This is a genomic window from Inquilinus limosus (genome assembly GCF_002195995.1).
Taxonomy (GTDB): Bacteria; Pseudomonadota; Alphaproteobacteria; order DSM-16000; family Inquilinaceae; genus Inquilinus; species Inquilinus limosus_C.
Genome location: NZ_NHON01000011.1, coordinates 88174 through 114732, shown reverse-complemented (window position 1 = coordinate 114732; position 26559 = coordinate 88174). Strand labels below are relative to the sequence as shown.

The 26559-nt window shown below is 69.4% G+C and carries 18 protein-coding genes; 9 read left to right on the top strand and 9 right to left on the bottom strand.

Annotation, left to right across the window (positions count from 1 at the left end; all coding sequences use genetic code 11):
- Nucleotides 1-226 precede the first annotated feature (226 nt).
- A complete protein-coding gene (pepN, locus tag BWR60_RS08285; RefSeq protein ID WP_088150532.1) occupies nucleotides 227-2878 on the bottom strand; it encodes an aminopeptidase N in 2652 nt (883 codons plus the stop codon).
- 244 nt (nucleotides 2879-3122) lie between these two features.
- Between pepN and BWR60_RS08280 the strand changes: the two genes are divergently transcribed.
- Entirely contained in the window at nucleotides 3123-5840 is a 2718-nt protein-coding gene (locus tag BWR60_RS08280; protein ID WP_088150531.1) for a beta strand repeat-containing protein, read from the top strand.
- Nucleotides 5841-5882: 42 nt separating this feature from the next.
- Here BWR60_RS08280 and BWR60_RS08275 read toward each other — a convergent pair whose 3' ends face one another.
- The 7 genes from BWR60_RS08275 to BWR60_RS08245 all read right to left on the bottom strand — a co-directional run bounded on the left by BWR60_RS08275 (nucleotide 5883) and on the right by BWR60_RS08245 (nucleotide 18007).
- Complete coding sequence (locus BWR60_RS08275) at nucleotides 5883-8780, bottom strand: phosphoenolpyruvate carboxylase (protein ID WP_179221679.1); 2898 nt, start codon at nucleotides 8778-8780, stop codon at nucleotides 5883-5885.
- A 488-nt stretch (nucleotides 8781-9268) separates the two neighbouring features.
- A complete protein-coding gene (locus tag BWR60_RS08270) occupies nucleotides 9269-9664 on the bottom strand; it encodes a hypothetical protein (protein ID WP_088150529.1) in 396 nt (131 codons plus the stop codon).
- A 253-nt stretch (nucleotides 9665-9917) separates the two neighbouring features.
- Entirely contained in the window at nucleotides 9918-11921 is a 2004-nt protein-coding gene (locus BWR60_RS08265; protein ID WP_088150528.1) for a PhoX family protein, read from the bottom strand.
- A 151-nt stretch (nucleotides 11922-12072) separates the two neighbouring features.
- Nucleotides 12073-14325: a hypothetical protein gene (locus BWR60_RS08260; protein WP_088150527.1), complete on the bottom strand. Its 2253-nt coding sequence runs from the start codon at nucleotides 14323-14325 to the stop codon at nucleotides 12073-12075.
- A 191-nt stretch (nucleotides 14326-14516) separates the two neighbouring features.
- Nucleotides 14517-14912, bottom strand: a complete 396-nt coding sequence (locus tag BWR60_RS08255; protein WP_088150526.1) for a hypothetical protein — start codon at nucleotides 14910-14912, stop codon at nucleotides 14517-14519.
- Between the two features lie 3 nt (nucleotides 14913-14915).
- Nucleotides 14916-15890: a threonine ammonia-lyase gene (locus BWR60_RS08250; RefSeq protein WP_088150525.1), complete on the bottom strand. Its 975-nt coding sequence runs from the start codon at nucleotides 15888-15890 to the stop codon at nucleotides 14916-14918.
- A gap of 200 nt (nucleotides 15891-16090) precedes the next feature.
- Nucleotides 16091-18007, bottom strand: coding sequence for a lytic transglycosylase domain-containing protein (locus tag BWR60_RS08245; RefSeq protein ID WP_144445560.1), 1917 nt, complete (start codon nucleotides 18005-18007; stop codon nucleotides 16091-16093).
- A gap of 84 nt (nucleotides 18008-18091) precedes the next feature.
- Here BWR60_RS08245 and dapA point away from each other — a divergent pair, with 84 nt between their 5' ends.
- Nucleotides 18092-18967 carry a 4-hydroxy-tetrahydrodipicolinate synthase gene (gene dapA / locus BWR60_RS08240; protein WP_088150523.1) on the top strand — a complete coding sequence of 292 codons (876 nt, stop codon included), beginning with the start codon at nucleotides 18092-18094 and terminating at the stop codon, nucleotides 18965-18967.
- Nucleotides 18968-18989: 22 nt separating this feature from the next.
- On the top strand, nucleotides 18990-19460 hold the full coding sequence (gene smpB / locus BWR60_RS08235; protein ID WP_034833201.1) for an SsrA-binding protein SmpB: 471 nt from the start codon (nucleotides 18990-18992) through the stop codon (nucleotides 19458-19460).
- A gap of 47 nt (nucleotides 19461-19507) precedes the next feature.
- On the opposite strand, the gene BWR60_RS08230 is transcribed toward smpB, so the two are convergent.
- Entirely contained in the window at nucleotides 19508-20134 is a 627-nt protein-coding gene (locus BWR60_RS08230; RefSeq protein ID WP_088150522.1) for an NYN domain-containing protein, read from the bottom strand.
- A 212-nt stretch (nucleotides 20135-20346) separates the two neighbouring features.
- On the opposite strand from BWR60_RS08230, the gene rpoZ reads away from it, so the two are divergent.
- From rpoZ to recO, 6 genes are all read left to right on the top strand, one after another.
- Complete coding sequence (gene rpoZ, locus BWR60_RS38855; RefSeq protein ID WP_088150521.1) at nucleotides 20347-20793, top strand: DNA-directed RNA polymerase subunit omega; 447 nt, start codon at nucleotides 20347-20349, stop codon at nucleotides 20791-20793.
- 201 nt (nucleotides 20794-20994) lie between these two features.
- The gene (locus tag BWR60_RS08220) at nucleotides 20995-23160 is read left to right on the top strand and encodes a RelA/SpoT family protein (protein ID WP_088150520.1); all 2166 of its coding nucleotides are present in this window, start codon (nucleotides 20995-20997) and stop codon (nucleotides 23158-23160) included.
- An 81-nt stretch (nucleotides 23161-23241) separates the two neighbouring features.
- Nucleotides 23242-24015, top strand: coding sequence for a signal peptidase I (lepB, locus tag BWR60_RS08215; protein ID WP_230982993.1), 774 nt, complete (start codon nucleotides 23242-23244; stop codon nucleotides 24013-24015).
- Nucleotides 23967-24713, top strand: coding sequence for a ribonuclease III (rnc, locus tag BWR60_RS08210; RefSeq protein ID WP_088150519.1), 747 nt, complete (start codon nucleotides 23967-23969; stop codon nucleotides 24711-24713). Before lepB ends, rnc begins: the two co-directional genes overlap by 49 nt.
- Complete coding sequence (gene era / locus BWR60_RS08205) at nucleotides 24710-25615, top strand: GTPase Era (protein ID WP_088150518.1); 906 nt, start codon at nucleotides 24710-24712, stop codon at nucleotides 25613-25615. Before rnc ends, era begins: the two co-directional genes overlap by 4 nt.
- Nucleotides 25616-25814: 199 nt before the next feature.
- On the top strand, nucleotides 25815-26549 hold the full coding sequence (gene recO / locus BWR60_RS08200) for a DNA repair protein RecO (RefSeq protein WP_088150517.1): 735 nt from the start codon (nucleotides 25815-25817) through the stop codon (nucleotides 26547-26549).
- The last annotated feature ends 10 nt before the right edge of the window (nucleotides 26550-26559 follow it).

Here is a 26559-nt window from a genome sequence, read left to right as displayed (position 1 = left end):
GCCAAGAGGTCGATGCTCCAGAGACTGCCAAGGGCGAGGTAAGGCGCCAGCCCGGTCCGGTCAACGGCACGAAATGAAGCAGCTGTTTCGCGCCGCTGCGGGGGATCGGCCCTCGAACCATAGCGTCATCCGGAACGCTCTCCCCCTGTTCCTTCGGCCGAGGCGCGGTCGAGGTTTCGTTGAGACGCCAGCCAGGTCCGCCTTCGCGAACCCGGCCGGCGAACCATCATGCCCGGCTCTTCGCCGCGATCTCGTAGACGTCGCGCGACAGGTCCGGCGCCGCCAGGATCCGGTCCAGCTCGGCCTTCATCGCCGCCTGCCGGCCTGGCTCATGCCGCTGCCAGCGGCCGAGCGGCACCAGGATGCGCGCCGCCAGCTGCGGGTTCGGCCCGTTCAGCGCCAGCACCTGGTCGGCCAGGAAGGCGTAGCCGGAGCCGTCCGCGGCGTGGAAGTGCAGCGGGTTGCCCATGGCCAGGCTGGAGATCAGCGCCCGCGCCCGGTTCGGGTTGCGCAGGGTGAAGGCCGGGTGCCGGGTCAGCGCCTTGATCGCGTCGAGCGTGCCGGGCAGGGCGGAGGTCGCCTGCAGCGCGAACCACTTGTCGACCACCAGCGGCTCGTCCTGCCATTTGGCGTAGAACGCCTCCAGCGCCTCGGCCCGCTCCGGGATGTCGCGGTCGCGCAGCACCGTCAGTGCCGCCAGCACATCGGTCATGGTGCTGGCGGTCCGGGCCTGGTCGAGGACCAGGGTCGTGGCCTCGGCGTCGCCTTGCAGCAGGCCGAGGGCGGCCAGGCAGGCGTTCTTCAGCGCCCGCCGGCCGACCGCGGCGGCGGAGACGTCGAACGGCCCGCGATCATCATTGGCGCGGTACAGCGCCAGCAGGCAGTCGCGCAGCGCCGTGGCAATGGCCAGCCGCGCCGCCTCGCGCACTGCATGGATGCCCTCGACGTCGATCACCGCCATCTGGTCGGCCAGGAAGGATTCGCCCGGCAGCGCCATCGCCTCGGCGACGAAGGCGGCGTCGAGCGCCTTGTCCTCCAGCAGCCGGCCGACGGCCGTCACGAACTCCGGATCCAGCGTCCAGTGGCGCCCGGCCTTGCGGGCGGCGACGCCCTCCAGCAGCAGTTGGGCCGCCAACTGCTGGCCGGCCTCCCAGCGGTTGAACGGGTCGCTGTCATGGGCGAACAGGAAGGCCAGACGCTCGCGCGGCTGCGGCGCCAGCTTGATGGGCGCGGAGAAGCCGCGGAACAGCGACGGCACCGGCCGCCCGGCCAGTCCCTCGAACACGAAGCGCTGGCGTCCCTCGGTCAGCGACAGCACCCGGGTGCCGGGCTTCGCCTCGGCCTCGCCGGCTAGGCGCACCAGCAAGTCGCGGCCCTGGGCGTCGAGCAGGCCGAGCGCCATCGGGATGTGCAGCGGCTGCTTGTCCGGCTGGCCCGGTGTCGGCGCGGTCGCCTGCGCCAGGGTCAGGCTGTAGCGGCCGGCGGCGGCGTCCCACTCCTCCTCGGCCGTGATCTCCGGCGTCCCGGCCTGGGAGTACCAGCGGCGGAACAGCGTCAGGTCGACGCCGCTGGCATCCTCCATCGCCGCGACGAAGTTCTCGCAGGTCGCGGCCTGGCCGTCATGGCGCTCGACATAGAGATCGATGCCCTTCCGGTAGCCCTCGGCCCCGAGCAGGGTGTGGATCATGCGGATGACCTCCGCCCCCTTCTCATACACCGTCGGCGTGTAGAAGTTGTTGATCTCGATATAGCTCTCCGGCCGGATCGGATGGGCGATCGGGCCGGCATCCTCCGGAAACTGGATGGCGCGCAGGCGGCGGACATCGGCGATGCGCTGCACCGGCCGACTGTTCTCGTCGGCCGAGAACTCCTGGTCGCGGAAGACGGTCAGGCCTTCCTTCAGCGACAGCTGGAACCAGTCGCGGCAGGTGATGCGGTTGCCCGTCCAGTTGTGGAAATACTCGTGCGCCACCACGGATTCGACGCGCTGGAAGTCGCCGTCGGTCGCGGTCTCGCGGCTGGCCAGCACCAGGGCCGTGTTGAAGATGTTCAGGCCCTTGTTCTCCATCGCCCCCATGTTGAAGTCGGAGACGGCGACGATCATGAACAGGTCGAGGTCGTATTCGAAGCCGTAGGCCTGCTCGTCCCAGGCCATCGACGCCTTCAGCGACCGCATGGCGTGGCTCACCTTGGTCTCGTCGCCCTTGCGGGTGAAGATCTTCAGGTCGATCGGCCGGCCGGAGCGGGTGGTGAAGCTGTCCTCCACCGCGACCAGGTCTCCGGCCACCAGGGCGAACAGGTAGGATGGCTTGGGGAAGGGGTCCTCCCACTTCGCCCAGTGCCGGCCGCCCTCGGTTTCGCCGGCGCCGACCGGGTTGCCGTTCGACAGCAGCACCGGGACCTTGGCCTTGTCGGCGACGATGGTGGTGGTGTAGCGGGCCAGCACATCGGGCCGGTCGAGATAGTAGGTGATGTGGCGGAAGCCCTCGGCCTCGCACTGGGTGCAGAAATTGCCGCCGGAGGTGTAGAGCCCCTGCAGGGAGGTGTTCTTCTGCGGTTCGATCTCGGTGGTGATCTCGAGGGTGAAGGACTGGGGCAGGCCCGGCAGCGTCAGGTGCTCGGCATCTACTGTGTAGCGGTTGTCGCCCAGCGCCTCGCCATCCAGGGCCACGCGGGTCAGCCTGAGGTCCTGGCCGTCCAGCACCAGCGGCGCCGCGGGGTCGGAGGTCGCCGGGTTGCGCCGCATGGTCAGGCGCGAGGTCACCGTCGCCCCGTCCTCGCGCAGGTCGAAATGCAGGTCGACCGCGTCGATCAGGAAATCGGGCAGGCGGTAATCGGCGAGGCGGACGGTGCGCGGGGCGCTGCTGGAATCGGTCATGGTCTCGGCCGCTGATGGATCCGTTTCTCCCTGTCTAGACCAGTGAGGCCGGCGGTGGAATGGGGCAGCGGTCAGCCGGCGTTGATGGACGCCGGGTGTTCACCGCCGCCGATCTGCGGTATACGGAATTATTCAAAAATACCGATCATCTCACGGCTGCGCTTTTCATCGGCAGCAGGATGGGTGATCGGGCTGATGCCTTGTAGACGGGCGTCGCCGCAGAATTTGACAGGGGAGGATACTGATGGAACCGATTGTCGACGGCGTTCTCGATCTCAGCGGGCGCGCCAACGGAATTGATGGCGACTACCAATACGACCCGGTGACCCGGCAGTATTATTTTACCGTCACCAACACAGGTGCCCCGCCGGGAGAGAGGGTTTTCGGGTTCTCGGCGTGCCACACGATCATCGGGACGAATTACGACGATTCTATCAGCATCAACCTTGCCCTGCCGCAGAACGCCATGACCTTCAATGGCCTGGCGGGGAACGACTGGCTGTCGGGCGGTGACAAGGCCGATCATCTGAACGGCGGCTCGGGGGACGACACGCTGGTGGGCAATGCCGGCGCCGACGTCTTCGATGGCGGCACCGGGGTCGACACGGTCCGATACTATAGCGACGAGACGAATTCGTCGTTCGGCGTGACGGTCAATCTTGTCACCGGCACCACCAGCTTCGGCGATACGCTGACCGGCATCGAGAACGTGATGGGAACGAGCCGCGGCGACACGATCACCGGCGATGCCGGGGACAATGTGCTCGAAGGCGCGCATGGCTCGGACGTTCTGATCGGCGGCGACGGCAACGACACTCTTGCGGGCGGCTGGGATGAGGGCAGCACCGACCAGCTCGACGGCGGGGCCGGCAACGACACGGTGGATTACAGCCGCGACAGCCCCGTCACCGTCAACCTCGCCACCGGGGCGGCGCCCGACAACGACGTCCTGATCAGCATCGAGAATGTCAGCGGCAGCCGGTTCAACGACGCCCTCACCGGTGGTGCCGGCGCCAATATCCTGCAGGGCCAGGATGGCGATGACGCCCTGAACGGAGCCGCCGGAGCGGACACGCTGGCCGGCGGGCTCGGCAACGACCTGCTCACCGGCGGCGCGGGAGCGGATCGCCTGCAGGGCGGCGACGGCACCGACCGGGCCGAGTACGGGGCGTCCGCGGCAGGTGTGACGGTCAACCTCATCACCGGCACAGGCAGCGGCGGCGATGCCGCCGGTGACGCGCTGACCGGCATCGAACTGGTCAGCGGCTCCGCCTTCGCCGATGTCCTGACCGGCGATGCCGGCGGCAACACGCTGTGGGGCCGGGACGGCAACGACCAGCTCATCGGCAATGCCGGCAACGACACGCTCTATGGCGGGAACGGCGGCGACTCGCTGGCCGGGGGTGACGGCAACGACACGCTCATCGGCGGCGCAGGGGCTGACGCACTCAATGGCGGCGCCGGGACCGACACCGCCAACTACGCCGATTCCCTGGCGGGGGTAGCGCTCAGCCTCGCCGCCGGCACCGGCATGGCCGGCGATGCCGCGGGCGATACGCTGACCGGGATCGAGAGTGTCGTCGGCTCCGGCCTCGACGACGTCATCACCGGTGATACCAACGCCAACGGGCTGTGGGGCATGGCCGGATCGGACCGGCTGTCCGGCGGTACCGGCGCCGACAAGCTCGACGGCGGCGTGGGCGACGACTGGCTGACCGGCGGCGCCGGGGCCGATGTCCTGACCGGCGGTGACGGCAGCGACGTCGCCGTCTACGACACCTCCGGCGCCGCGGTGGCGATCAACCTGGCGACCGGCGCCAAGAGCGGCAGCGACGCCGTCGGCGACGTGTTCGTCGGCATCGAGGGCGTGGTCGGCTCGGCCTTCGCCGACACGCTCACCGGCGATGCCGGGGCCAACATGCTGAATGGCGGCGCCGGCAACGACGTCCTCACCGGCGGCGACGGCAATGACACGCTCTTCGGCGGCGCCGGGGCCGACCGGCTGGATGGCGGAGCCGGCAGCGACATGGCGGATTACGATGCCGATCCAACCCACAACACCACCGGCGTGGCGATAGACCTCTCCGCCGGGACCGCCACCGGCGGCACCGCGCAGGGCGATGTCCTGACTGGCATCGAGATGATCGGCGGCACCGCCTATGCCGACACGCTGACCGGCGATGCCGGGGGCAACACGCTGTGGGGCCGCGCCGGCGACGACGTGCTCTCCGGCGGCCAGGGCAACGACGCGCTCTATGGCGAAGCCGGGGCCGACACGCTGCGCGGCGGCGACGGCAGCGACAGCCTCTCCGGCGGCGCGGGCGCGGATCTGCTGGATGGTGGCGCCGGCATCGACGTTGCCAACTACGCCGAAGCCTCCGGGCCGGTGGCCGTGAGCCTTGCCACTGGCAGCGGCACGGCCGGCGACGCGGCCGGGGACGCGCTGATCGGGATCGAGGCGGTGCAGGGCTCGGCCTTCGCCGATACGCTGACCGGCGACGCCGGCGCCAACACGCTGTGGGGCCTTGGCGGGGCCGACACCCTGTCCGGGGCCGGCGGCAACGATGCCCTCAAGGGCGGCGACGGCGACGACACTCTGACGGGGGGCGCCGGGGCCGATGTGCTGACCGGCGGCGCCGGCGCGGACCGGTTCGTTTACGGCGCGGTTGGTGACAGCACCGTGGCAGCGGCCGGGCGCGACACCATCGTCGACTTCCTGGCCACCGACCATGACCGGATCGACCTGTCGGCGATCGATGCCGACGGCAATTCCGGCAATGGCGACACCGCCTTCACCTTCCTCGGCGCCAACGCCTTCACCGGCGCTGGGCACGAGGTGCGGGTGGTGGCCAGCGGCAGCCTGCAGTCGGTGCTGATCGACGTGAACGGCGACACGGTGGCCGACATGCAGATCGACGTCGCCAGCGCCTACACCCTGGTGCGGGCCGACTTCGTGCTCTGACGGGCGGCGGCGGGCGAGGGGAGGGACCCGCGCCCGCCGTACCTATCCGAAGAACCCCGTCCGGTGCACCACCGCGGCCGAGACCCGGCGCACCAGGCCGTAGATCTGCCGCATCGGGCGGAAGATCCGTTCGTTCTCGAACTGGTAGTTCTGGCTCTCATCCGAGCGGTAGGTCGCGGCCTCGCCGAAATCGGCCACCGCGATGGTGTCCTCGGTCAGCGGGAAGATCTCCTCCAGCGACTGCACCGCCGGCAACACGTCGAGATGCAGCACGCGGGCGATCACCTGCTTCAGCGTCAGGTTGTGCCGGCTGGAGAATTCCGGGATCCGCATCGCCAGCAGGAAGATCTCCTGGATCAGCGCCAGGCGCACCGCGTGCAGCACGGCCAGCGCATCGCGGCTGGCGGCGTCGACATGCGGCAACTGTTCGGCCACGCTCTCCAGCCCCTCGCGCAGCAGGATGAAGTCCTTGTGCAGGGCGCGGAACACCCGGCTCTGCCGCTCCCACACCGGCATCGGCTCGAGATGGCCGGACAGCGCCACCATCCGGTCCGCCTGCTCGCGGTCGCCGGTGGTGGCGGCGCGGGTGATCCAGGCGCCGGGGTCCAGCGCGTCGATATAGGACTTCATCGCCGCCGGATTGCTGGCCGAGGCGCCGTAGGTGATGATCCCCAGCAGCTGCCGGAACCGGGGCGAGGCGGCGTAGAGCTCGCGGAATCGCTCCGGGTCCTTGGCGATGGCGGCGCCGGCGCCGCCGACGCTGTTCGCCATCAGGCCCAGCTGCATCAGGATCGCATTGTGCGGGATCGCCCGCAGCTGCGACGGCATGGCATGGTCCAGCTCGCTCGGGTCCTCGTGCTGCCGCTTGGTGGCGCGGCTGCCGGAGGGGAACAGCAGGTTCGGCCCGAGCGCCTGCAGCAGCACGCCGTAGTCGCGGCTCTCCATCAGCCGGACCTGGAATTCCTTCACCGTGGTGAAGAACTCGCGGATGTAGGACGCCTCGTCGTAGAACGGGTCGTCCCGGGTGTCCTCGATCTCCCTCAGCACGTGCTGCAGGATGCGCGCGACCACCGCATAGGCTAGGTCGGGATGGGCGAAGTACAGGTAGCCGTCGCCGCCCTGGAAGCTGACCTCCTGCTTGAAGGCGACGTCCTGCTCGGCCATGAAGGCCCGGGTCGCCGGCGGGTCGACATAGGACAGCCGGTCGGCGATGCCGCCGGGATGGCAGCCGCGGCCGATCGATTCGCCATGGGTGTCGAAGATCAGCAGTTGCACGCCGGGCAGGCCGGCCTTGGCGATCACCCGGATCAGGCGCAGCCGCAGCCGCTCGATCGAGGCGCCGGCCGGGGTCTGGCCGAGATAGCGCCCGGCGTCGGAGTATCCCGTCTGGACGCAGACCCGGCCGCGACGGCGGACATAGTCGCGGTAATGCGGGTTCTCCAGCAGCTGCTCGATGATCCGGCTGCCGTTCTCCAGCGCCTTCTCTGTCTCGAACAGCGGCGAGATGTCGACCATGCCGTCGACCCCGAACAGCCGGGCGTAGTACAGCGCGGTCAGGCAGGTGAAGGCGCTCTCGCTCTCGGCGATCAGGAAGCGGATCGGTGCGGACCGGTCATTGTATTTCAGCATCTGCGCCAGCAGCATGAACAGGCGCTTGACCGAGGTGCGCTCCGCCAGCAACGACCCGAAATTCACCGACACCGGCTCGACCGCGTCCAAGAGCCCGTTCAGCCGGTCGAGATAGGATTGCCGGTAGCGCGGGTCGTTGGGGTCGGACACCATGCCGACCGCCTTGCGGATGGCATTGTGCACCTGGGTGGCGTTGATCCGCACATGGGTGTGGGCGGCGCCCAGCCCGTGCGTCGCCAGTTCGGCGCGCAAGAGGCAGAAGCGGCGCGACAGGTCCGGGTCGTCGGTCCGCTCCAGCGCCCGGTCGACGATCGCGATCAGGCTGGCGGATTCGGTCAGCCGCAGCGCCTGGCCGGCATGGATGCGCTGGCTGATGACGCGGATCTGCTCGCGCCCGGCGGCGGAGCCGGGATCGGCCACGGCGAAGGCGGCGACCTCGTCGCGGATCTGGGCGATGGCCAGCGCCACCCGGCTCTCCAGCAGGTCCAGCGTCTCCAGCAGGTCGGCGGCGCCGCGTGGCACCGCGGACCGGATGGCCCGCACCTCGGCCAGATAGTGGTCCAGCTGCGCCGCCTGGACCAGCAGGCGCTTGTGCAGCGTGTCGGTCCAGCGGATGTCGGAGCGGCCGTCCAGGTCGTAGCCGACCCAGGAGGCGAGGGTGACCAGCCGCGGCGTCAGGCCGCGCCAATCCTCGGGATAGGCCTCGCGGGCGACGTCCAGCAGGATGCCCCAGGCCCGGCCGAGCGCGGCGCGGGCATTGGCGATGGCGTCCAGCGACAGCGCCTGCTCGCGCGCCAGGCTCAGATCCTCGTCCGGCCGGTGCTCGGCCACGGCGGCACGGTCCAGCAGGGCGGACCTGGTTTCCTCGGTCAGCGCCGTGCCGTCGGCGGCGCGGCCGGCGGCCAGCGCCGCCAGGTCGGCCATCAGCGTGCCGGACAGGTTGAAGGTGGGGTGGGCGGTGAAGACGGCGCCGAAGGCCTCGCTCTCGACCCGGCGGCGGAAGGCGGCGAAGGGAACCGTGCCGCCCCTGGCGTCCCGGGTGAGCCCCTGGAACAGGGCGCGCAGCGCCACGTCATTGGCCTCGGGCGCGGTGTCGCCGAGATAGCGGCCGAGCCGGGCGGCGCGGTGGCTGAAGCCCTCGATGGTCAGGTGGCCGATCAGCGCCTCGACATCGCGGATGTCCAGCTTGCCGTCGGCCAGCCGGCGCGAGATCTCCAGCGCCAGATGCTGGATCGGGTTGGCGAAGGGGTCCTCGCGCTGCGATTTCTCGTAGCGCTTGAGCAACTGCGTCAGCTCGCGGGCGAGGGGCATCGTCCGATCCTCCGGCCGAGGCGTGGCTTGACGCGAATCCGGCATGGTGCCTCCCGGTGCGGCAGCGGCGATGCTGCAACTGCGTCAGGCATCCATGTTGCGCTGCGAAGGGCTTGTCAATCGCTTTGGCGAAGAATTCCGGCCCGCGAACGACAGAACCGAAAGGACTCAGGCAACAGCAAGAGCCCTCCACTTTACTGGAAACGGATCCAGCTCAATGTGTTGCGGCAGAGTCTTAAGCCAGAAAAAGAAGTGGCCCCGACGCGGGGGGAAGCGTCGGGGCCGTTCTTCGCCTGGGTCCGATCCGCTCGGAGGGGAGGGAGCGTCCGGCCCGGCTGACGGCTAATTCGATCCCATCGGAGGATCTTGGCGATGGCTGGGGGGACAAACCATCGCCGGCCGCATCAGTGATTTGGGAACGAACGCGAAATTGTCAAGCAACGGGACGGCCGGAACAGGGGCGCGACGGACCGTCGCAATGCATGGCTTCAATGCGCATCCGCATGGTCTTTGGGCCCGCGGTCGATCAGGTCGTAGCCCCGCTTCAGCGCCGCGCCGGCGCCGATCACGCTGACGATGAAGAGGCCGAGCCCGACCCGGTAGAGCTCGGGCCCGGTCGCCATGATCAGCCCGATCACGGCCAGGATGCCAAGCAGGAAGGTGATGGCGAAGCAGGATTCCGGCTCGTTCGGCAGGAAGGCGCGGCTCGGCCGCTCCTCCCGGGCGTCGAAATGCTGCTTGATCAACAACATGACGATGCCGATGCAGGCGACGAACAGGGCGATGCCCAGCACGTAGAGGTCGTTGCTCTGCGCCCGGGCGGCGCTGACCAGCCCGAGCAGGGCGATAATGGCGGCCGCGGCGGCCGCGTTCAGGCGTCTCATGATCCGTGGGGTCCGATCGTCTCGCGAGCTGGGCCACACTATCGATAGGCTCCCGCTCGGCCGCAAGCCGCGGCACGGCCCGGCGACAAAAAAACCTCCCCGCCGGGGCAGGGAGGCTTGGGTGTTGTCACCGTCATTGCGAGGAGGCGAAGCCGACGAAGCAATCCAGGGGTTAGCGTGTGCGGCCCCTGGATTGTTTCGCTGCGCTCGCAATGATGAAATCAAACAGTCGGTTACGAGATTATCCTAAACCTTACACGCCAATCTTGCCGCCGCCCTGCTTGGTGATCACCACCACCGAGGGACGGGGCGGCATGCCGTCCTGGAAATCCGGCCACCGGGTCGACGGGTCGGCGAAGGTGCTGGGGCGGCCGAACTCCGGCCACTCCTTGCCGCCCTCGCCCGGATGCTGCACCGCGACGAAGAAGGTGGTCAGGTCCGGGGTGATCTTCGGGCCGCACATCTCGGCGCCGACCGGGACGCGGAAGAACAGCTTGCCGGTGCCGCGGGCCTCGCCCTCGGTCTCCAGGCCCCAGATGCCGTCGGCGCGGCCGCTGTATTTGTAGTTGTTGCCGTCGGTGGCGACCCACAGCCGGCCATCGGCGTCGATCTCGCAATTGTCCGGCGACCCGAACCAGCCGCTCTTGCTGGTCGAGGGGTGGAAGGTAGAGCCGACCGCGGCGACGGCCGGATCGCCGCACTTCACCAGCAGGTCCCAGGCGGCGGCGGTGGCGGCATGGTCGCCATCGGCCGGGGTGATCTCGACGATGTGGCCGAACTTGTTCTCCGGCCGCGGATTGGCGGCGTCGACCTGCTCGGCCTTGCGCTTGTCGTTGTTGGTCAGGATGACATAGACCTTGCCGTTCACCGGGTTCGGCTGCACGTCCTCCGGCCGGTCCATCTTGGTGGCGCCCAGCAGGTCGCCGGCGCGGCGGGTCTCGATCAGCACGTCGGCCTGGCTCTTGAAGCCGTTGGCCTCGGTCAGCGGGCCCTGGCCGAACACCACCGGCATCCAGGCCACCTTGCCGTCGGCGTCGAACTTGGCGACGTACAGCGTGCCGTCGTCCAGCAGGTCCATGTTCGCCTTGCGGTCGTTCGGGTCGAACTTGCCGGCGGTGACGAACTTGTAGAGGTAGTCGAAGCGCTGGTCGTCGCCCATGTAGAAGACCACGCGGCCGTCCTTGGCGACGATGCTCTCGGCCCCCTCATGCTTGAAGCGGCCCAGGGCGGTGCGCTTCTTCGGGGTCGAATTCGGGTCGGTCGGGTCGATCTCGACCACCCAGCCGAAGCGGTTCGGCTCGTTCGGCTCCTTGGTCAGGTCGAAGCGGTCATAGTGCAGGCTCCAGCCATACTCCGCCTCGCCCAGGCCGTAGCGCTTGTAGTTGCGGGCCTCCGGGTGGTCGTCCTTCAGCTCGCCGCCGAAATAGCCGTTGAAGTTCTCCTCGGCATGCACCGTGGTGCCCCAGGGAGTGGTGCCGCCGGCGCAGTTGTTGATGGTGCCGATCACCTTGGTGCCGGTCTGGTCGGCCTTGGTCTTCAGGCGGTCATGGCCCGCCGCCGGGCCGGTGACCAGGAACTCGGTCGAGCGCGCGGTGATGCGGCGGCCATAGGTGCTGTCCGGCACCACGGCCCATTTGCCGTCGGCGCCGCGCTTGATCTCGATCACCGACTGGCCATGCGCGGCCATCTCGATGTCGACCTGCTCCTTGCTCTGCTGCGACAGCTCGAACTCGCCCTTCGCGTCGGCCAGGCCGGGGAACATGATCGCCGCGTCGGTGTATTCGTGGTTGACCACCAGCAGGCCGTGGTCGCTGGAGGTCGAGCCCAGCGGCAGCGGCACATAGCCGATATAGTCGTTGTTGTAGCCGAACTGCTTCTCCTGCGCGTCGGCGGTCTGCTTCTGCACGTCGAAGGCCGGCGCGCCCTTCACCACCGGGTCGCCCCAGCGGATCAGGATCTCGGCGTCATAGCCCTTGGCGACGTGGTGCTTGGTGTCGACCCCGGCCTCGAGCTCCTCGAAGACGTAGCGCGAGGTCGACGCGGTCGCGGCCTGCGCCGGGCGGGTGCCCGACAGGAAGGCGGCCGGGCCCACCACGGCGCTGATCGCCGAGACGGCCAGGGCGCCGCGCAGCATCCCCCGCCGGCCGAACCGGACGTTGACGATATCGCCCATCGTCGGATTGTCGGAGAGGTTGCTGCTGCGGTCGTCCTGCTGCTCGTAGCGCTGAACGCGCGACAGGGTAGAATCCTGGTCCATCTCGGTCCCCTTTGGGCTGGCTGCCGTGGCGGCGGGCTTCGAATCCGGGCGGACCTTACCGATCTGTAATGTTTGATTTGCTGCAGTTTGATGACGGTTCGATGAACCCCGCGAGGCGAAGCATCGGGGCGAAACGACGCGGCGGATCCGGCTACTCGCGGACGGCGCAGCTGGGGCTGACCCGCATGATCAGCGGCTGGCTGGGAAGCCCGGCGGTGCCGCTGGCCGCGGCCAGGGCGAAGCGGCAGGTATGAGCCGTCGGGTTCAGCGTGGCGGTGACGCTGACCCGGGCGCCGGCGGGCGGGTCCAGCACGACCTGCGTGCTCTCCACCGCCGGGGCGTCGTAGCCGGTGACGATGCCGCTGATCGCGGTGTGCGAGGCGATATAGTATTGCCGGCCCTCGCGCAGCACCGCGGTCAGGATCACCGTGCCGGTGCGCATCGCTGAGGCGGTCGGCGCCGCGGCGGTGCCGGCATCGGCGTCGAGCAGGTGGATGGTGCTCGGGCTCGGCCCCGGCACGGTCACCGCCCATTCACCCGCCGGGAAGCGGCCGTCGATGCAGGATCCCTGCTCGTCGCAGAAATCATCCACCGGCACGGCGCGGGCCACGGTCGTGGCTGCGCCGTAGAGTCGCCGCACCAGCAGGGCCGAGCCGCCGACCACCGCGCGCGCCCGGTCGCCGCCCGGGCCGGCGGTGAAGCTGCCGGGCGAGCGGAAGCGCAGCAGCAGCGGGTTCGGCGTCCGGCTCCAGGCCGCTGTGGTGCGGACCAGGTCGCGCACCACGACCGAGGCGCCGGTGGCGCCGGGCAGCAGCACCAGGTCGCGCCGGGTGCCGTTGACGATCGGGGAGGCGTTGCCCTGGAAGCGGAACTGGCCGGTATAGGCGCATTGCGTCGCCGACACGCCCGAGGCGGCGCGGGACCCGGCGAACAGGAAGCGCGTGGTCAGGGCCAGCGACAGCACATCGGGCGGGTTTTCCTCGCCCCAGCTGCCCTGGCTCGGCCGGTAGTCGGCGGCGAAATGCGGCTGGCTCATGGTCGGCGCGTTGCCGGTCAGCGTCGACAGCGTGCCATAGGGCGAGGGGTCGATCACCAGCGCATCGGCGCCGCGTGACAGGATGACGTTGCCGGCGTCGAGATGCTGGTGCGCGCTGATGATGCCGCGGCACTGGCTGACCATCCAGACGGCGCCCGGGCCGAAGCCGGTGCGGGCGTAGAAATTGCCGACGCCGGCGGCCAGCCAGCCGGGCGGCAGCGCGCCGCGGTCGATCGGCTGGGCCGTCACCGTCTCCGCCGCCGCCAGCGACTGGAACAGCAGGGTGAAGTCGCCATTGGCCGGCGGGGCAGGCAGGGCCAGGCGGGCCAACTCGGCCCTGGCCTGGGCCTTGTCGACCGTCGCGGCCGGACCGGCCAGCACGGCAGTGAGGGGCAGGGGATTGGCGTCGAGCGTCGGCTTGGGATCGTCGGTGTCGCCGCCGACGAACATCCGGTCGTCCGGCGTCAGCCCATAGACATAGCGGTACAGCACCTGGTGCAGCCACGGCCCGATCCAGGGCTGCGGCACGCCACGCTCGGTCATGGCGCGGCCGGCGAGCGCGTAGGAGAGCACCGACAGCGGGCCGTACTGCCAGCCCTCGGCCCAGTCGCCGCCCGGCAGCGGCTGGCGTGCCGCGACGCCGCCGGCCATCACCTGGGCCCACATGGTGTTGGTGACGTAATTCCACAGCGCGGTGCCGCTGCCCGGGCTGGCGGAATCCATGGCGTCGGCATGGCCGATCGCGAGCAGCGTGACCGCCAGGACGTGGCCGGCATGGTAGTTCGACCCGGCCTCGGCCCGCTGATAGGTGTCCGGGTCCTGGTGGAAGGCGATCCACTGGGCGAAGCGGGCGGCCGCCTTGGCCCGCAGCGCCGGGCTCAGATCGTTGTACAGCCAGTCATAGCTCAGCGCGCCCCAGGCGCCGTTGGTGCGCATCGAGTAGCCGGCGTCGCGCGCGACGATGCCGAAGGGCGTTGCCGGGCCGCTGGTGTTCGGATAGCGCGGCCCGTTGCCGTCGCCGACCGTGTGGGCGTCGTCCAGCAGCGCCTGCCAGTATTTGATCGCGGTGTCGCGGTGCAGGGCCGAGCCGGTGGTGGCGCGCGCCACCAGGCAGGCATCCAGCGCCTCGACCCAGCGGAAGCCCTGGTACTGGCCGCTGGCATAGTCGGCCGGGTGCAGGCGGGCGTCGTTGCATTTGGCGATGGCGCGGGCCACCGGGCTGCCGGGCACGGATTGCGCCGCCTGCCAGGCGGCGACGATCTGCGGCGTCAGCCAGATGCGGGGATGGGGGCCGTTCGGAACCGCCGCGAGGGCGGGGGCGGAGAGCGCCAGAAACGGCAGGAGGAGGGAAAGGAGTCGCCGGACCATGATGTCCCTCAATGCGTCGCAGAATGCGGCAATGAAAAAGCTTCAGTCCTGACGTGACCCCACGCGCTTCCGTGCGTCGCCGGCGATGCCGGCAGGGTCGTTGGTCAGCCCGTCCGCTCCGGTGCGGTGATGGGATGATTTGCCTATAGATGCCCGACCGCTGTGGCGAAATTTGGACGGGCCGGCCGGGTTCAGGGATCGGGCTGCGCCAGCCCGGCCAGGGCCGCGGTGACGGCGCCGTTGTCGTCCGCGAGCGGGCACAGCAGCGCCGGCCGGCCGCCCAGCCGGGCCTCGACCGGGCGGGCTTCGGCGATCATGTGGGCGAGGGCGCCCACGGCCTCCGGCCCACCCAGCGGCGTGCGGTCCAGCGGCCGGTCGCCCGGATTGCCGCCCAGAGCCTCCTTCACCGCGGTGCCGGCCCACAGCACCCGCGGCGCCGGGCCGGTGAGGTCGAGCATCAGCAGATGCGGCAGCATCGGCATGATCTCGACCGGGCTCAGCGCGTCGCGATGCGGCGGCCGGCCGCCCACAGCCCGGCCGTCCCACCAGCCCTGCAGCCGGTCGAAGAAGGCGGGGCGGGCGGTCATCGCTCAGAGCGTCGCGAGCGCGTCGCGGAAGGTGGCGGCATCGACATTGCCGCCGGAGCAGACGATGACGACGGTGCGGATGTCGTCCGGAATCCGGTTCTCCAGCGTCGCCGCCAGGCCGATGGCGCCGCCCGGCTCCATCACCAGCTTCAGCGTGTCGAAGGCGACGCCCATCGCCCGCAGCACCGCGTCGTCCGGCGCGGCGACGCCGCCCGCCAGCGTCTCGCGCGCGATCGAGAAGGTGATCTCGCCGGGGGTGGGGGATTGCAGCGCGTCGCAGATCGACCGTGCGTCGGGGGCGTTCTTCACCCGCTCGCCGGCGGCCAGCGACCGGCGCATGTCGTCCAGCGCCTCCGGCTCGGCCGAATAGATCCGGGTGCCCGGCAGCTTCGCCTTGATCGCCACCGAGACGCCGGAGACCAGGCCGCCGCCGCTGCAGCCGACCAGCACCGCGTCGGGGTGCACGCCCAGCTCGGCGCATTGCTCGGCAATCTCAAGGCCGATCGTGCCCTGGCCGGCGATGATGCCGGGGTCGTCATAGGGCCTCACCAGCGTGGCGCCGGTCTCGGCCTGGATCTTCGCCGCCACCGCCTCGCGGTCCTCGCCGAACCGGTCGTAGGGCACCACGGTGGCGCCGTAGGATTCGGTGTTGCGCCGCTTGATCGTCGGGGCGTCGGACGGCATCACGATCGTCGCCTTGATGCCGAACAGCTTCGCCGCCGCCGCCACGCCCTGGGCGTGGTTGCCGCTGGAGAAGGCGACCACGCCGCGGGCCCGCTCCGCCTCGGGGATCAGGGAGATCCGGTTGTAGGCGCCGCGGAACTTGAAGGAGCCGGTGCGCTGCAGCGGCTCGGCCTTGACCAGCACCTCGCGCCCGGCCCGGGTGTCGAGCAGCGGCGAGCGCAGTAGCGGCGTGCGCACGGCCTGGCCGCGTAGGCGGCCGGCGGCAGCCTCGATGTCGGTGACGGAGACGATCATCGTTCTTTCTCAGAGAGATGAAAGCGAAATTTAAACTTATCTATAAGAGACCTTGCGGCCAGATCCTGTCATTGCCGGGCTTGACCCGGCAATCCAGAGATTGTCGAGACCTTCTGGATGCCCGGGTCAAGCCCGGGCATGACACAGGAGGGAATGGCAGGCATTCCACGCCGCGGCCATCCCCCCGGTTGCAGCCGACATCATCGCAGCAGGTCCGCCTCCAGCGCCCCGGCCTTCGGTGCCTCGCCCAGGCGCAGGCGGTAGACTTGCGTGTTCTCCAGTACGCGCTGGACGTAGCTGCGCGTCTCCGGCAACGGGATGGATTCGATCCAATCCACCACCTGCTCCGGCGATTTCGACGGCGTCGGCGCCCAGGTGTCGACCCGGCCGAAGCCGGCATTGTAGGCGGCGATCGCCCGCGGCCAGTTGCCGTCATAGCGCTTGACCAGGTCGGCCAAATAGCGGCTGCCGAGGCGCAGATTGTGCACCGGGTCGCCGCTGAGCATCCCTGTGGTGTGGTCGATGCCCAGCGACTGGGCCACGTCGCGGGCGGTGCCGGGGCGCAGCTGCATCAGCCCGATGGCGCCGGCGCTGGAGACGGCGGTGGCGTTGAACTCGCTCTCCTGCCGCGCCAGGCCGAGGACGAGGGCCGGCGGTAGGCCGCTCAGATCGTCCGGCATCGCCACCAGCGGATAGGCGGCGTCAACCACGGTCAGCCCGTCGCGCGCCGCGGCCTTGGCGGCGCGGACGGCGACGAAGGGATATTTCATCGACGACGCCAGGGTCGCCAGCAGCCGGTTCTTCTCCGCTGTGTCGGCATCGACCATCAGCTTGCGCAGGAACAGATCGGCCCGGTCGCGCTGGCCGATGGCGTCGAGCAACCGGGCGGCGCGCGCCAGGTCGCCGCCATAGGCCGCCACCGCCTGGGCGCTCGGCGTCGCCGAGACGGGCAGGGTGGCGATGCTCGGCTGGTCCAGCTTGTCGGCGGCGAGCTGGCCGTAGAAGGTCAGGGTCTGCTTCGCCGCCAGCCGGTACCAGTCCGCCGCCTTCTGCTTGTTCCCGGCCGCCTCATGCGCCCGGCCGGCCCAATAGGCGCCGCGGGCCAGGCTGATCGGCATCGAGACGTCGCCATACAGCTTCTCGAAATGCTCGACCGCGTCGGACGGACGATTGAGGAAGCGCAGCGCCAGCCAGCCGGCCAGGAAATCCTTGTCGGCCCGGTCCACCGGGTCGCTCTGCTCCCGCGCGGTGACCAGCTGGTAGGCCTTGCTGTAGGACTGCTCGTCGAACAACCGGCGGGCGATGATGTGCCGTTCCAGCCACCAGTCCCTGGCATGGGCGGAGGTCTTCGGCTGCTGCGCCAGCATCTCGATGGCGCCGGCCTCGTCGTCGTTGCGGCGGCGCCAGCGGGTGCGCTCGTACAGGATGCCCTCATCCTGCAGCAGCTTGGCCGGCAGGGCCCGCACCGCGGCGGAGGCGTCCGGCGTGCGCGCCATCAGCTTCAGCCGAACGTCGGCCAGCTGGCGCCGGTCGCCGGAGACGCGGGGCAGCATCCGCCGCGCCTCCTCCGCCCGCTCCGCCCACAGCAGCGTGTCCAGCCGGGCCCAATGATCGTCCGGACCCAGCAGGCTGCCGAAGCGGGTCAGGAACTCGGTCTCCTGCGCGCCGGTCAGGGAGAGGTTGCGCCAGGTGTCGCGCACCCAGATCCGGGCGCGGATCGGGTCGTTCACCTGCAGGGCTGCGCCGAAATGCAGCGCGCCCTCGGCGGTCAGGGGCGCGAAGGCGTCGAACCAGGCGACCACGGCATCGGCCGGCAGCCCGTCCGGCATCGCCCGCTCGGCCCGGCGGCGCATGGCCTGGACGTTCGGCCAGTCCGGGTTGCGGACGACGAAGGCGGCCAACTTCTCGAAGCCGGCGGTGCTGTCGGCGCGCGACAGGTCGGCCCAGGTCGCCAGCCGGCCGACCAGGGTGTTGGCCATCTGGCTCTCGACCGTCCGCACCACGTCCCAGCCGTTGCGGTCGACAGCGAAGAACAGGGCCTGCGCCGCCTTGATCTCGGCCGGGGTGGCCGGCTGGGCCAGGGCCGGGGCGGCGGTGCCGAGCAGCAGCACGGCCACCGCCGCAAGCGCCGTTCGCTTGCCGGCCCGCACCACAGCGGCTATGACACTGCGTTCACCACCCCAACGCCCACGGAAGCTTCCATGTTCAAGGGATCGATCGTCGCCCTGATTACGCCCTTCACCGAGAGCGGGGTGGATGAGAAAGCGTTCCAGAGCTTCGTCGACTGGCAGATCCGCGAAGGCACCCAGGGCGTCGTGCCCTGCGGCACCACCGGCGAGTCCCCGACGCTGAGCCATCCTGAGCATGAGCGGGTGATCGAGCTGTGCGTCGAGGTCGCGAAGGGCCGCGTCCCGGTGATCGCCGGCACCGGCTCGAACTCGACCGAGGAGGCGATCTCCCTGACCCGGCACGCGAAGAAGGCCGGCGCGGACGCCGCGCTGATCGTCACGCCCTACTACAACAAGCCGACGCAGGAAGGTCTCTACCAGCATTACAGGGCCATCCATGACGCGGTCGAACTGCCGATCGTGATCTACAACATCCCGGGCCGCAGCGTGATCGACATGTCGGTCGACACCATGGCCCGTCTGGCCGAGCTGCCGCGCATCGTCGGGGTCAAGGACGCGACCGCCGACCTGGTGCGGCCGCTGGCGACGCGGGTGCGGATCGGTCCCGAGTTCTGCCAGCTTTCGGGCGAGGACGCCACTGCCACGGCGTTCCTGGCGCAGGGCGGCCATGGCTGCATCTCGGTCACCGCCAACATCGCGCCGCGGCTCTGCGCCGAGATGCACGCCGCCTGGGAAGAGGGCAACCTGGCGCGCATGGGCGCGATCCGCGATCTGCTGATGCCGCTGCACCGGGCGCTGTTCCTGGAAACCAGCCCGGGGCCGGTGAAGGTCGGCGCCAAGCTGCTCGGCCTGTCCGACGACCGTGTCCGGCTGCCGCTGGTGCCGCCGGGCGAGGCGACACGGGCGGCCGTGCGCGAGGCGATGGCCTTCGCCGGCCTGATCAACTGACCACCGGAGCGACCTGAGCATCATGGCACAGCCGAAGACCCCGGGCCGCGTCGTCGCGCAGAACCGGCGGGCGCGGCACGACTACTTCATCGACGAGAATGTCGAGGCCGGCATCGTGCTGGTCGGGACCGAGGTGAAGGCGCTGCGCGAGGGCCGCGGCAACCTGCAGGACGCCTATGCCGGCGAGATGCAGGGCGAACTGTACCTGTTCAACGCCCATATCCCGGAATACGGGCCGGCCCAGCGCTTCAACCACGAGCTGAAGCGGCCGCGCAAGCTGCTGGTGCGCAAGCGGGAACGGGACAAGCTGCTGGGGAAGGTGAAGCGGGAGGGCATGACCCTGATCCCGCTGTCGATCTACTTCAACGCCCGCGGCTTCGCCAAGGTCGATATCGGCCTGGCCCGGGGCAAGAAGGCGCATGACAAGCGCGAGACCATCAAGGCGCGAGACTGGCAGCGCGAAAAGGCGCGCGTGATGCGGGACCGCGGCTGAGTTCGCGCCAGGCCGGTTCCCTCACGGGGAAACCGGCCTTGGCCACATCAAGCCGAACGGGCGTAGGCGCCGGCCTGCTGCACCGTCTCCTCGACGGAGCCGTCATCACCCTCGACCGCCGGGGCGACCTGGGTGCGGTTCGGGGCATTCATGCGCTGGATATGCGGCGCCAGCTCCATCAGCTCGACGAAATTGTCGGCCTGACGTCGCAGCTCGTCCGACACCATCGGCGGGCTCGACTTGATGGTCGAGACCACGGTGACGCGGACACCCTTGCGCTGGATCGCCTCGACCAGCCGCTTGAAGTCGCCGTCGCCCGAGAACAGCAGGATGTGGTCGGCGCGATCGGCCATCTCCAGCGCGTCGATCGCGAGGTCGATGTCGACATTGCCCTTGACCCGGCGCCGGCCCTGGCTGTCGGTGTACTCACGCAACGGCTTGGTCACCATGCTGTAGCCGTTGTAGTCGAGCCAGTCGATCAGCGGCCGAATAGGAGAATATTCCTGATCCTCGATCAGCGTCGTATAATAGAAGGCGCGGATCAGGCGGCCCTTCTTGGCGAACAGGTCGAGCAGCCGGCGATAGTCGATATCGAAACCAAGCGAACGGGCGGCGCCATAAAGGTTTGCGCCATCAATGAATATTGCGAGCCGTTCTTCCTTATAGAAAATCATGTGCGTTCCTTCGCGGCAGGGGACAGGTGACAGATTGGGTTCGCTACTCAGTTTGCAAGGAGCGGTCAACGGGGTTGCGACGAGGCTTGCGCATTCGTCGCATCTGCGCTAGGTGGTCCGCCCCTCGGTATAACAAAGATGCGGCCATTGCGTTGCATCCATCGTGTCACGATTCTATCGTCGTGGCTGTTTTTGTGCAGGAGCGGTAGCCCATGGCTCGCGTCACCGTCGAGGATTGCGTCCTCAAGATCCCGAACCGGTTCGATCTGGTCCTCATGGCCGCCCAGCGCGCCCGTGACATCTCGTCCGGCGCCTCGCTGACCCTGGACCGTGACGACGACAAGAACCCGGTGGTCGCGCTGCGCGAGATCGCCGACGAGACGGTCGTGCTGGAGGGGCTGCGGGAGGCCCTGGTCAAGGGCCACCAGAAGCTGGCCGAGATCGACGAGGCCGATGAGGAGATCATCGAGCTGATGGCCGGCGAGGAGGAGTGGCTGAAGGCCGGCGTGGCGCCGCAGAGCCCGGCCGGTGCGGTCGGCTCGGACGAGGAGTCCACCTTCGGCATCGACGCGTCCGAGGATGAGGCGGAGAGCGAGGACGGCGACGAAGAGGACGGCCGCGGCGACCTGGAAATCGGCTCCTCCGAAGACGACATCTGATTCAGGCGGAACTGCCCGGCATGGTGTCAGGCCGCCTGCCGGGAGAACGGTGATGGGGCTTGACCGGACGGGCCAGGGCATAGCTGCCGCGCGCCTGCCGAATTTGATCCACAACGCGACGGATTGTGGTTCAACATATTGTCCGGACGGGTGCGCGGACGCCCGTCCGGGAGAATCACATATGGATCGGTGGCGCGCGGCATGATCCGCCAATATGAGCTGGTCGAGCGTGTCAAAGCCTACGACCCCTCGGCGGACGAGGACCTGATCAACCGCGCCTACGTCTATTCGATGAAGGCGCACGGGTCGCAGAAGCGCGCCTCCGGCGACCCTTATTTCGTCCATCCGATCGAGGTCGCCGGAATCCTGGCCGGGATGAAGCTCGACACCGGCTCGATCGTCACCGGCCTGCTGCACGACACGGTCGAGGACACCGGCGCGACGCTGAGCGAGCTGGAGGGCCTGTTCGGGCGCGAGACGGCGCAGCTGGTCGACGGCGTCACCAAGCTGTCGAAGCTGGAACTGCAGAGCGACCAGTCCAAGCAGGCGGAGAACTTCCGCAAGCTGGTCCTGGCGATGTCGAAGGACATCCGGGTGCTGCTGGTCAAGCTGGCCGACCGGCTGCACAACATGCGTACCCTCGGCGCCTTCAACAACGAGGAGAAGCGCCGCCGGATCGCCCGCGAGACGCTGGAGATCTACGCGCCGCTGGCCGAGCGCATCGGCATGCACGGCATGCAGGAGGAGCTGGAGGACCTGGCCTTCGCCCAGCTCCACCCCGATGCGCGCGAGAGCATCGTCCGCCGCCTGGCCCAGCTGCGCGAGGAAGGCCAGGACGTCGTCTCCAAGATCATCGCTGAGCTGCAGCGGGTGCTGGAGGAGGGCGGGCTGAAGGCCGCCGTGCTCGGCCGCGAGAAGCGCCCCTATTCGATCTGGCGCAAGATGCAGCGCAAGAACATGGCGTTCGAGCAGCTGACCGACATCATGGCCTTCCGGATCGTGGTCGAGACCGAGGGCGACTGCTACCACGCGCTGGGCCTGATCCACGGCCGCTACGCGTCGCTGCCCGGCCGGTTCAAGGACTACATCTCGACGCCGAAGCCGAACGGCTACCGCTCGCTGCACACCGCGGTGATCGGGCCGATGCGGCAGCGCATCGAGGTCCAGATCCGCACCCGCGACATGGCGGAGATCGCCGAGCTCGGCGTTGCCGCGCACTGGGCCTACAAGTCGGGCGAGCGCAACCAGGACGGCACCCAGTACCGCTGGCTGCGCGACCTGCTGGACATTGTCGACCAGGCCCAGAAGCCCGAGGAGTTCCTGGAGCACACCAAGCTGGCCCTGTTCCAGGACCAGGTGTTCTGCTTCACCCCGAAGGGCGCGGTGATCGCCCTGCCGCAGGGCGCGACGCCGGTCGACTTCGCCTATGCGGTGCACAGCCAGATCGGCGACACCTGCGTCGGCGCCCGGGTCAACGGCCGGATGGTGACGCTGCGCCACCTGCTGCAGAACGGCGACCAGGTCGAGATCATCACCTCGAAGACCTCGACGCCGTCGCCGGAATGGGAGCGCTTCGTCGCCACCGGCAAGGCGCGGGCCTGCATCCGGCGCTTCATCCGCGGCCAGCAGCATGACGAACACGCCAAGCTGGGCCGCTCGATGCTGCAGGGCGTGTTCCGGCAGGAGGGCTACGAGTTCTCCGACAAGGCGCTGGAAGGCGTCCTCAAGATCTTCAAGGCGGCCGAGGCCGACGACATCCTGGCCAATGTCGGCGCCGGCCTGCTGGGCGCGCGCGACGTGTTCCACGCCGTGTTCCCGGGCCACCGCGCCCAGCTGCAGCAGGAGAAGGAGCGGTCGGGCAAGGTCGTGCCGCTCAACCGGGCGCGCAAGTCCAACACGGGCGGCGGACCGGGGGCGATCCCGATCCGCGGCCTGATCCCGAACCTGGCCGTGCACTATGCCCGCTGCTGCCACCCGATCCCGGGCGACCGCATCGTCGGCATCGTCACCACCGGCAAGGGCGTGACCATCCACACCATCGACTGCGACACGCTGGAGAGCTTCTACAATGCGCCCGAGCGCTGGCTGGACGTCAGCTGGGACGCCGGCGTCGACACGGTCGAGGACCATGTCGGACGGATCCAGGTGACGATCAGCAACGAGCCGGGCAGCCTGGGCACGCTGACCACCGTGATCGGCAAGAACGGCGGCAACATCACCAACCTGAAGATCACCAGCCGCTCGGTCGACTTCTTCGAGATCCTGATCGACATCGACGTCAAGGACGTCAAGCACCTGACCAACATCATCGCGGCCCTGCGCGCCATGCCCGTGATCAGCGCGGTGGACCGTGCGCGCAGCCGCTGACCGTCTTTCGCCTCCGGCTGCGACCACGTCGCCCCTGCCGGTGATTGATTTCCCCTCGCCGCCGGACCATACAGGGGCGCCATGAGCCAGCACCAGAAGTCGATCGACATGTCGAAGAAGAAAGGCGGCGGATGGGTCGAAACCATCCTGACCGTGGTCTATGCGATCGCGATCGCCTTCGGCATCCGCACCGTCGCCTTCGAGCCGTTCAACATCCCGTCCGGCTCGATGATCCCGACGCTGCTGGTGGGCGACTACCTGTTCGTGTCGAAATTCTCCTACGGCTACAGCGCCCAGACGATCGCCTTCGGCCTGCCGCTGTTCGACGGCCGGATCCTGGGCAGCCCGCCGGCCCGCGGCGACGTCGCGGTGTTCCGCCTGCCGAAGGACACCTCGGTCGACTACGTCAAGCGCGTGATCGGCCTGCCGGGCGACCGGGTGCAGGTCAAGGAAGGGCGGCTGTACATCAACGGCCAGATGGTCGAGCGCCGCGAGATCGAGCCCTACGCCGCGACCACCGGCTTCGGCCAGCGCATCGTGCTGCACCAATACATCGAGACTCTGCCGGGGGCCGACGGCAACCCGCCGGTCGAGCACCGCATCCTCGAGATCAACGACAACCAGCCCTATGACGACACGCCGGAATACCAGGTGCCGGCGGGCCATTATTTCATGATGGGCGACAACCGCGACAACAGCCTGGATAGCCGCGCCGATGTCGGCTACGTGCCGGTCGAGAACTTCGTCGGCCGGGCCGAGTTCCTGTGGTTCAGCCTCGACGACGCCAGCTTCTGGCAGGTCTGGAAATGGCCGTTCGCACTCCGCTTCAGCCGCATGTTCACGGGGATCCACTGATCTCCGGCGGCACCGAGGGAGAGGGCCTCGACGCGTTCGCCCAGCGGCTCGGCCATGCCTTCCGCGAGCCGATGCTGCTGGTCGAGGCGCTGACGCATCCCAGCGTCAGCGGCCAGAGGCGGCGCGTCGCCAAGCACGGCTATGAGCGGCTGGAGTTCCTGGGCGACCGGGTGCTGGGCCTGGTCATCGCCGAATGGCTCTTGGAGCGCTTCCCGAAGGAGGCCGAGGGCGCCATCGCCAAGCGCCATGTCGCCCTGGTGCGGCGCGAGGCGCTGGTCGAGGTGGCCCAGGCGATCGGCCTCGGCCGCCATCTCGTGCTGTCGCCGGGCGAGGAGGTGGTGGGCCGCGAGAACCCGACCATCCTGGCCGATGCCTGCGAGGCGGTGATCGGCGCCCTGTACCGCGACGGCGGGCTGGCGGCGGCTGCCGCCTTCATCCGCCAGGGCTGGGCCGGCTTCATCGACCGCCACGCCGCCCCGCCGCAGGACCCGAAATCGGGGCTGCAGCAATGGGCGCTGGCCCGCGGCCTGCCGCTGCCGCGCTATGTCGAGGTGTCGCGCGGGGGCAGCGACCATCTGCCGGTGTTCGAGATCCGGGTCGAGATCGACGGCCAGCCCTCGGCCAGCGCCAGCGGCCCGTCCAAGCGGGTGGCGGAGCGTGAGGCCGCCGCCGCCCTTCTGCAAAGGCTTTCCCCATGACCGAAGACGCGACCCGCTGCGGGTTCGTCGCCCTGATCGGCGCCCCCAACGCCGGCAAATCGACCCTGCTCAACACCCTGGTCGGCACCAAGGTCGCCATCGTCTCGCCGAAGGTGCAGACCACGCGCAGCCGGGTGCTGGGCATCGCGACCGAGGGCCAGGCCCAGATCGTGTTCGTCGACACGCCCGGCATCTTCAAGCCGCGCCGCCGGCTGGACCGCGCCATGGTCGCCGCCGCCTGGGCCGGTGCGGCGGAGGGCGACCTGGTGCTGCTGCTGGTCGACGCCTCGCTGAAGGGCGTGCGCGAGGAGACCCGCGGCATCGTCGAGAAGCTGGCCGAGACCAAACGCCAGGCGATCCTGATCCTGAACAAGATCGACGCCGTGCGGCGCGAAGTGCTGCTGGCCCTGGCGTCCGACCTGAACGCGTCGGGCGTGTTCAGCGACACCTTCATGATCTCGGCCCTGACCGGCGACGGTGTCGACGACCTGCGCCGTGCCCTGGCCGACCGCTTGCCGGAAGGCCCCTGGCTGTTCCCGGAGGACCAGGTCTCCGACATGCCGATGCGCCTCCTCGCCGCCGAGATCACGCGTGAAAAACTGTTCCTGCGGCTGCAGCAGGAGCTGCCCTACGCAGTCGCGGTCGAGACCGAGAGCTGGGAGGAGCAGGAGGATGGCAGCGTCCGCATCTCCCAGATCATCTATGTCCAGCGCGACGGCCAGAAGGCGATCGTGCTCGGCCGCGGCGGCCAGATGATCAAGGCGGTCGGCACCGCCGCCCGGCTGGAGCTGGAGGAGATCACCGAGCAGCGGGTGCACCTCGCGCTGTTCGTGAAGGTGCGCGAGAACTGGCTTGACGACCCCGCCCGGTACTCGATCTGGGGGCTCGACTACGACGCGTAGACGGTGCGGCCGCGCTCATGCCACGACCGTCATGGCGAGGCCCGCAGGGGCGTGGCCATCCAGGGCCGCTCGCAATGGCCCTGGATGGCCACGTCGGCTTCGCCTCCTCGCCATGACGGTTTGAGGGGCGGGCGCTCGCATCCCTTGTTTGTTCCTGTTTCGTGCTATACGATCGGCATGAGCTCGAACGGGGCATGATGTGGACTGGCGCGACGACGGCATCGTCCTGACCGTCCGCCCGCATGGCGAGGCGGCGCTGATCACCGGCGTGCTCACCCGCGAGCACGGCCGTCATCTCGGCGTCGTGCACGGCCAGCGCCGGCGCGCCCAGCTGCCGCCCGGCACGCTGGTCTCGGCGCAATGGCGCGGCCGGCTGGCCGACCATCTCGGCACCTGGACGCTCGAGGTCGACCGCACCCCGGCCGCCGCGATCATGGACGAGCCGCTGCGCCTGCTGGCCCTGGTGTCGGCCTGCGCCGTGCTCGACGCCGCCCTGGCCGAGCGGCAGCCGCTGCCGGCGGTCTATGACGGCACGCTGGCCTTCCTCGACACCCTGACCACGCCGCACTGGGACGCCGCCTATGTGCAGTGGGAGGTCGGGCTGCTCGGCGTGCTCGGCTTCGGCCTCGACGTGTCGCGCTGCGCCGTCACCGGCAGCAACGACCATCTCGCCTTCATCAGCCCGAAGACGGGCAGGGCGGTCTCGCTCTCCGCCGCCGGGCCGTATCGCGACCGGCTGCTGCCGCTGCCCGGCTTCCTGATCGGGCGCGAGCCGGCGGTGCCCGCCGCGGTGGCCCAGGGGCTGGAGCTGACCGGCCATTTCGTCGACCGCCACCTCTTCGCCCAGGCCGGCCGCCCCCAGCCCGAGGCGCGGACCCGCTTTGTCGAGGCCTATCGCCGAAGCGCGCTTCGGCCGGCCGCACCGTTACGATAGACTAACGACC

What these genes read in the sequence shown, in the direction of transcription:
- pepN (WP_088150532.1), bottom strand. Translation starts at nt 2,878, where the DNA reads ATGACCGATTCCAGCAGCGCCCCGCGCACCGTCCGCCTCGCCGATTAC.
- BWR60_RS08280 (WP_088150531.1), top strand. Translation starts at nt 3,123, where the DNA reads ATGGAACCGATTGTCGACGGCGTTCTCGATCTCAGCGGGCGCGCCAAC.
- BWR60_RS08275 (WP_179221679.1), bottom strand. Translation starts at nt 8,780, where the DNA reads ATGCCCCTCGCCCGCGAGCTGACGCAGTTGCTCAAGCGCTACGAGAAA.
- BWR60_RS08270 (WP_088150529.1), bottom strand. Translation starts at nt 9,664, where the DNA reads ATGAGACGCCTGAACGCGGCCGCCGCGGCCGCCATTATCGCCCTGCTC.
- BWR60_RS08265 (WP_088150528.1), bottom strand. Translation starts at nt 11,921, where the DNA reads ATGGACCAGGATTCTACCCTGTCGCGCGTTCAGCGCTACGAGCAGCAG.
- BWR60_RS08260 (WP_088150527.1), bottom strand. Translation starts at nt 14,325, where the DNA reads ATGGTCCGGCGACTCCTTTCCCTCCTCCTGCCGTTTCTGGCGCTCTCC.
- BWR60_RS08255 (WP_088150526.1), bottom strand. Translation starts at nt 14,912, where the DNA reads ATGACCGCCCGCCCCGCCTTCTTCGACCGGCTGCAGGGCTGGTGGGAC.
- BWR60_RS08250 (WP_088150525.1), bottom strand. Translation starts at nt 15,890, where the DNA reads ATGATCGTCTCCGTCACCGACATCGAGGCTGCCGCCGGCCGCCTACGC.
- dapA (WP_088150523.1), top strand. Translation starts at nt 18,092, where the DNA reads ATGTTCAAGGGATCGATCGTCGCCCTGATTACGCCCTTCACCGAGAGC.
- smpB (WP_034833201.1), top strand. Translation starts at nt 18,990, where the DNA reads ATGGCACAGCCGAAGACCCCGGGCCGCGTCGTCGCGCAGAACCGGCGG.
- BWR60_RS08230 (WP_088150522.1), bottom strand. Translation starts at nt 20,134, where the DNA reads ATGATTTTCTATAAGGAAGAACGGCTCGCAATATTCATTGATGGCGCA.
- rpoZ (WP_088150521.1), top strand. Translation starts at nt 20,347, where the DNA reads ATGGCTCGCGTCACCGTCGAGGATTGCGTCCTCAAGATCCCGAACCGG.
- BWR60_RS08220 (WP_088150520.1), top strand. Translation starts at nt 20,995, where the DNA reads ATGATCCGCCAATATGAGCTGGTCGAGCGTGTCAAAGCCTACGACCCC.
- lepB (WP_230982993.1), top strand. Translation starts at nt 23,242, where the DNA reads ATGAGCCAGCACCAGAAGTCGATCGACATGTCGAAGAAGAAAGGCGGC.
- rnc (WP_088150519.1), top strand. Translation starts at nt 23,967, where the DNA reads ATGGCCGTTCGCACTCCGCTTCAGCCGCATGTTCACGGGGATCCACTG.
- era (WP_088150518.1), top strand. Translation starts at nt 24,710, where the DNA reads ATGACCGAAGACGCGACCCGCTGCGGGTTCGTCGCCCTGATCGGCGCC.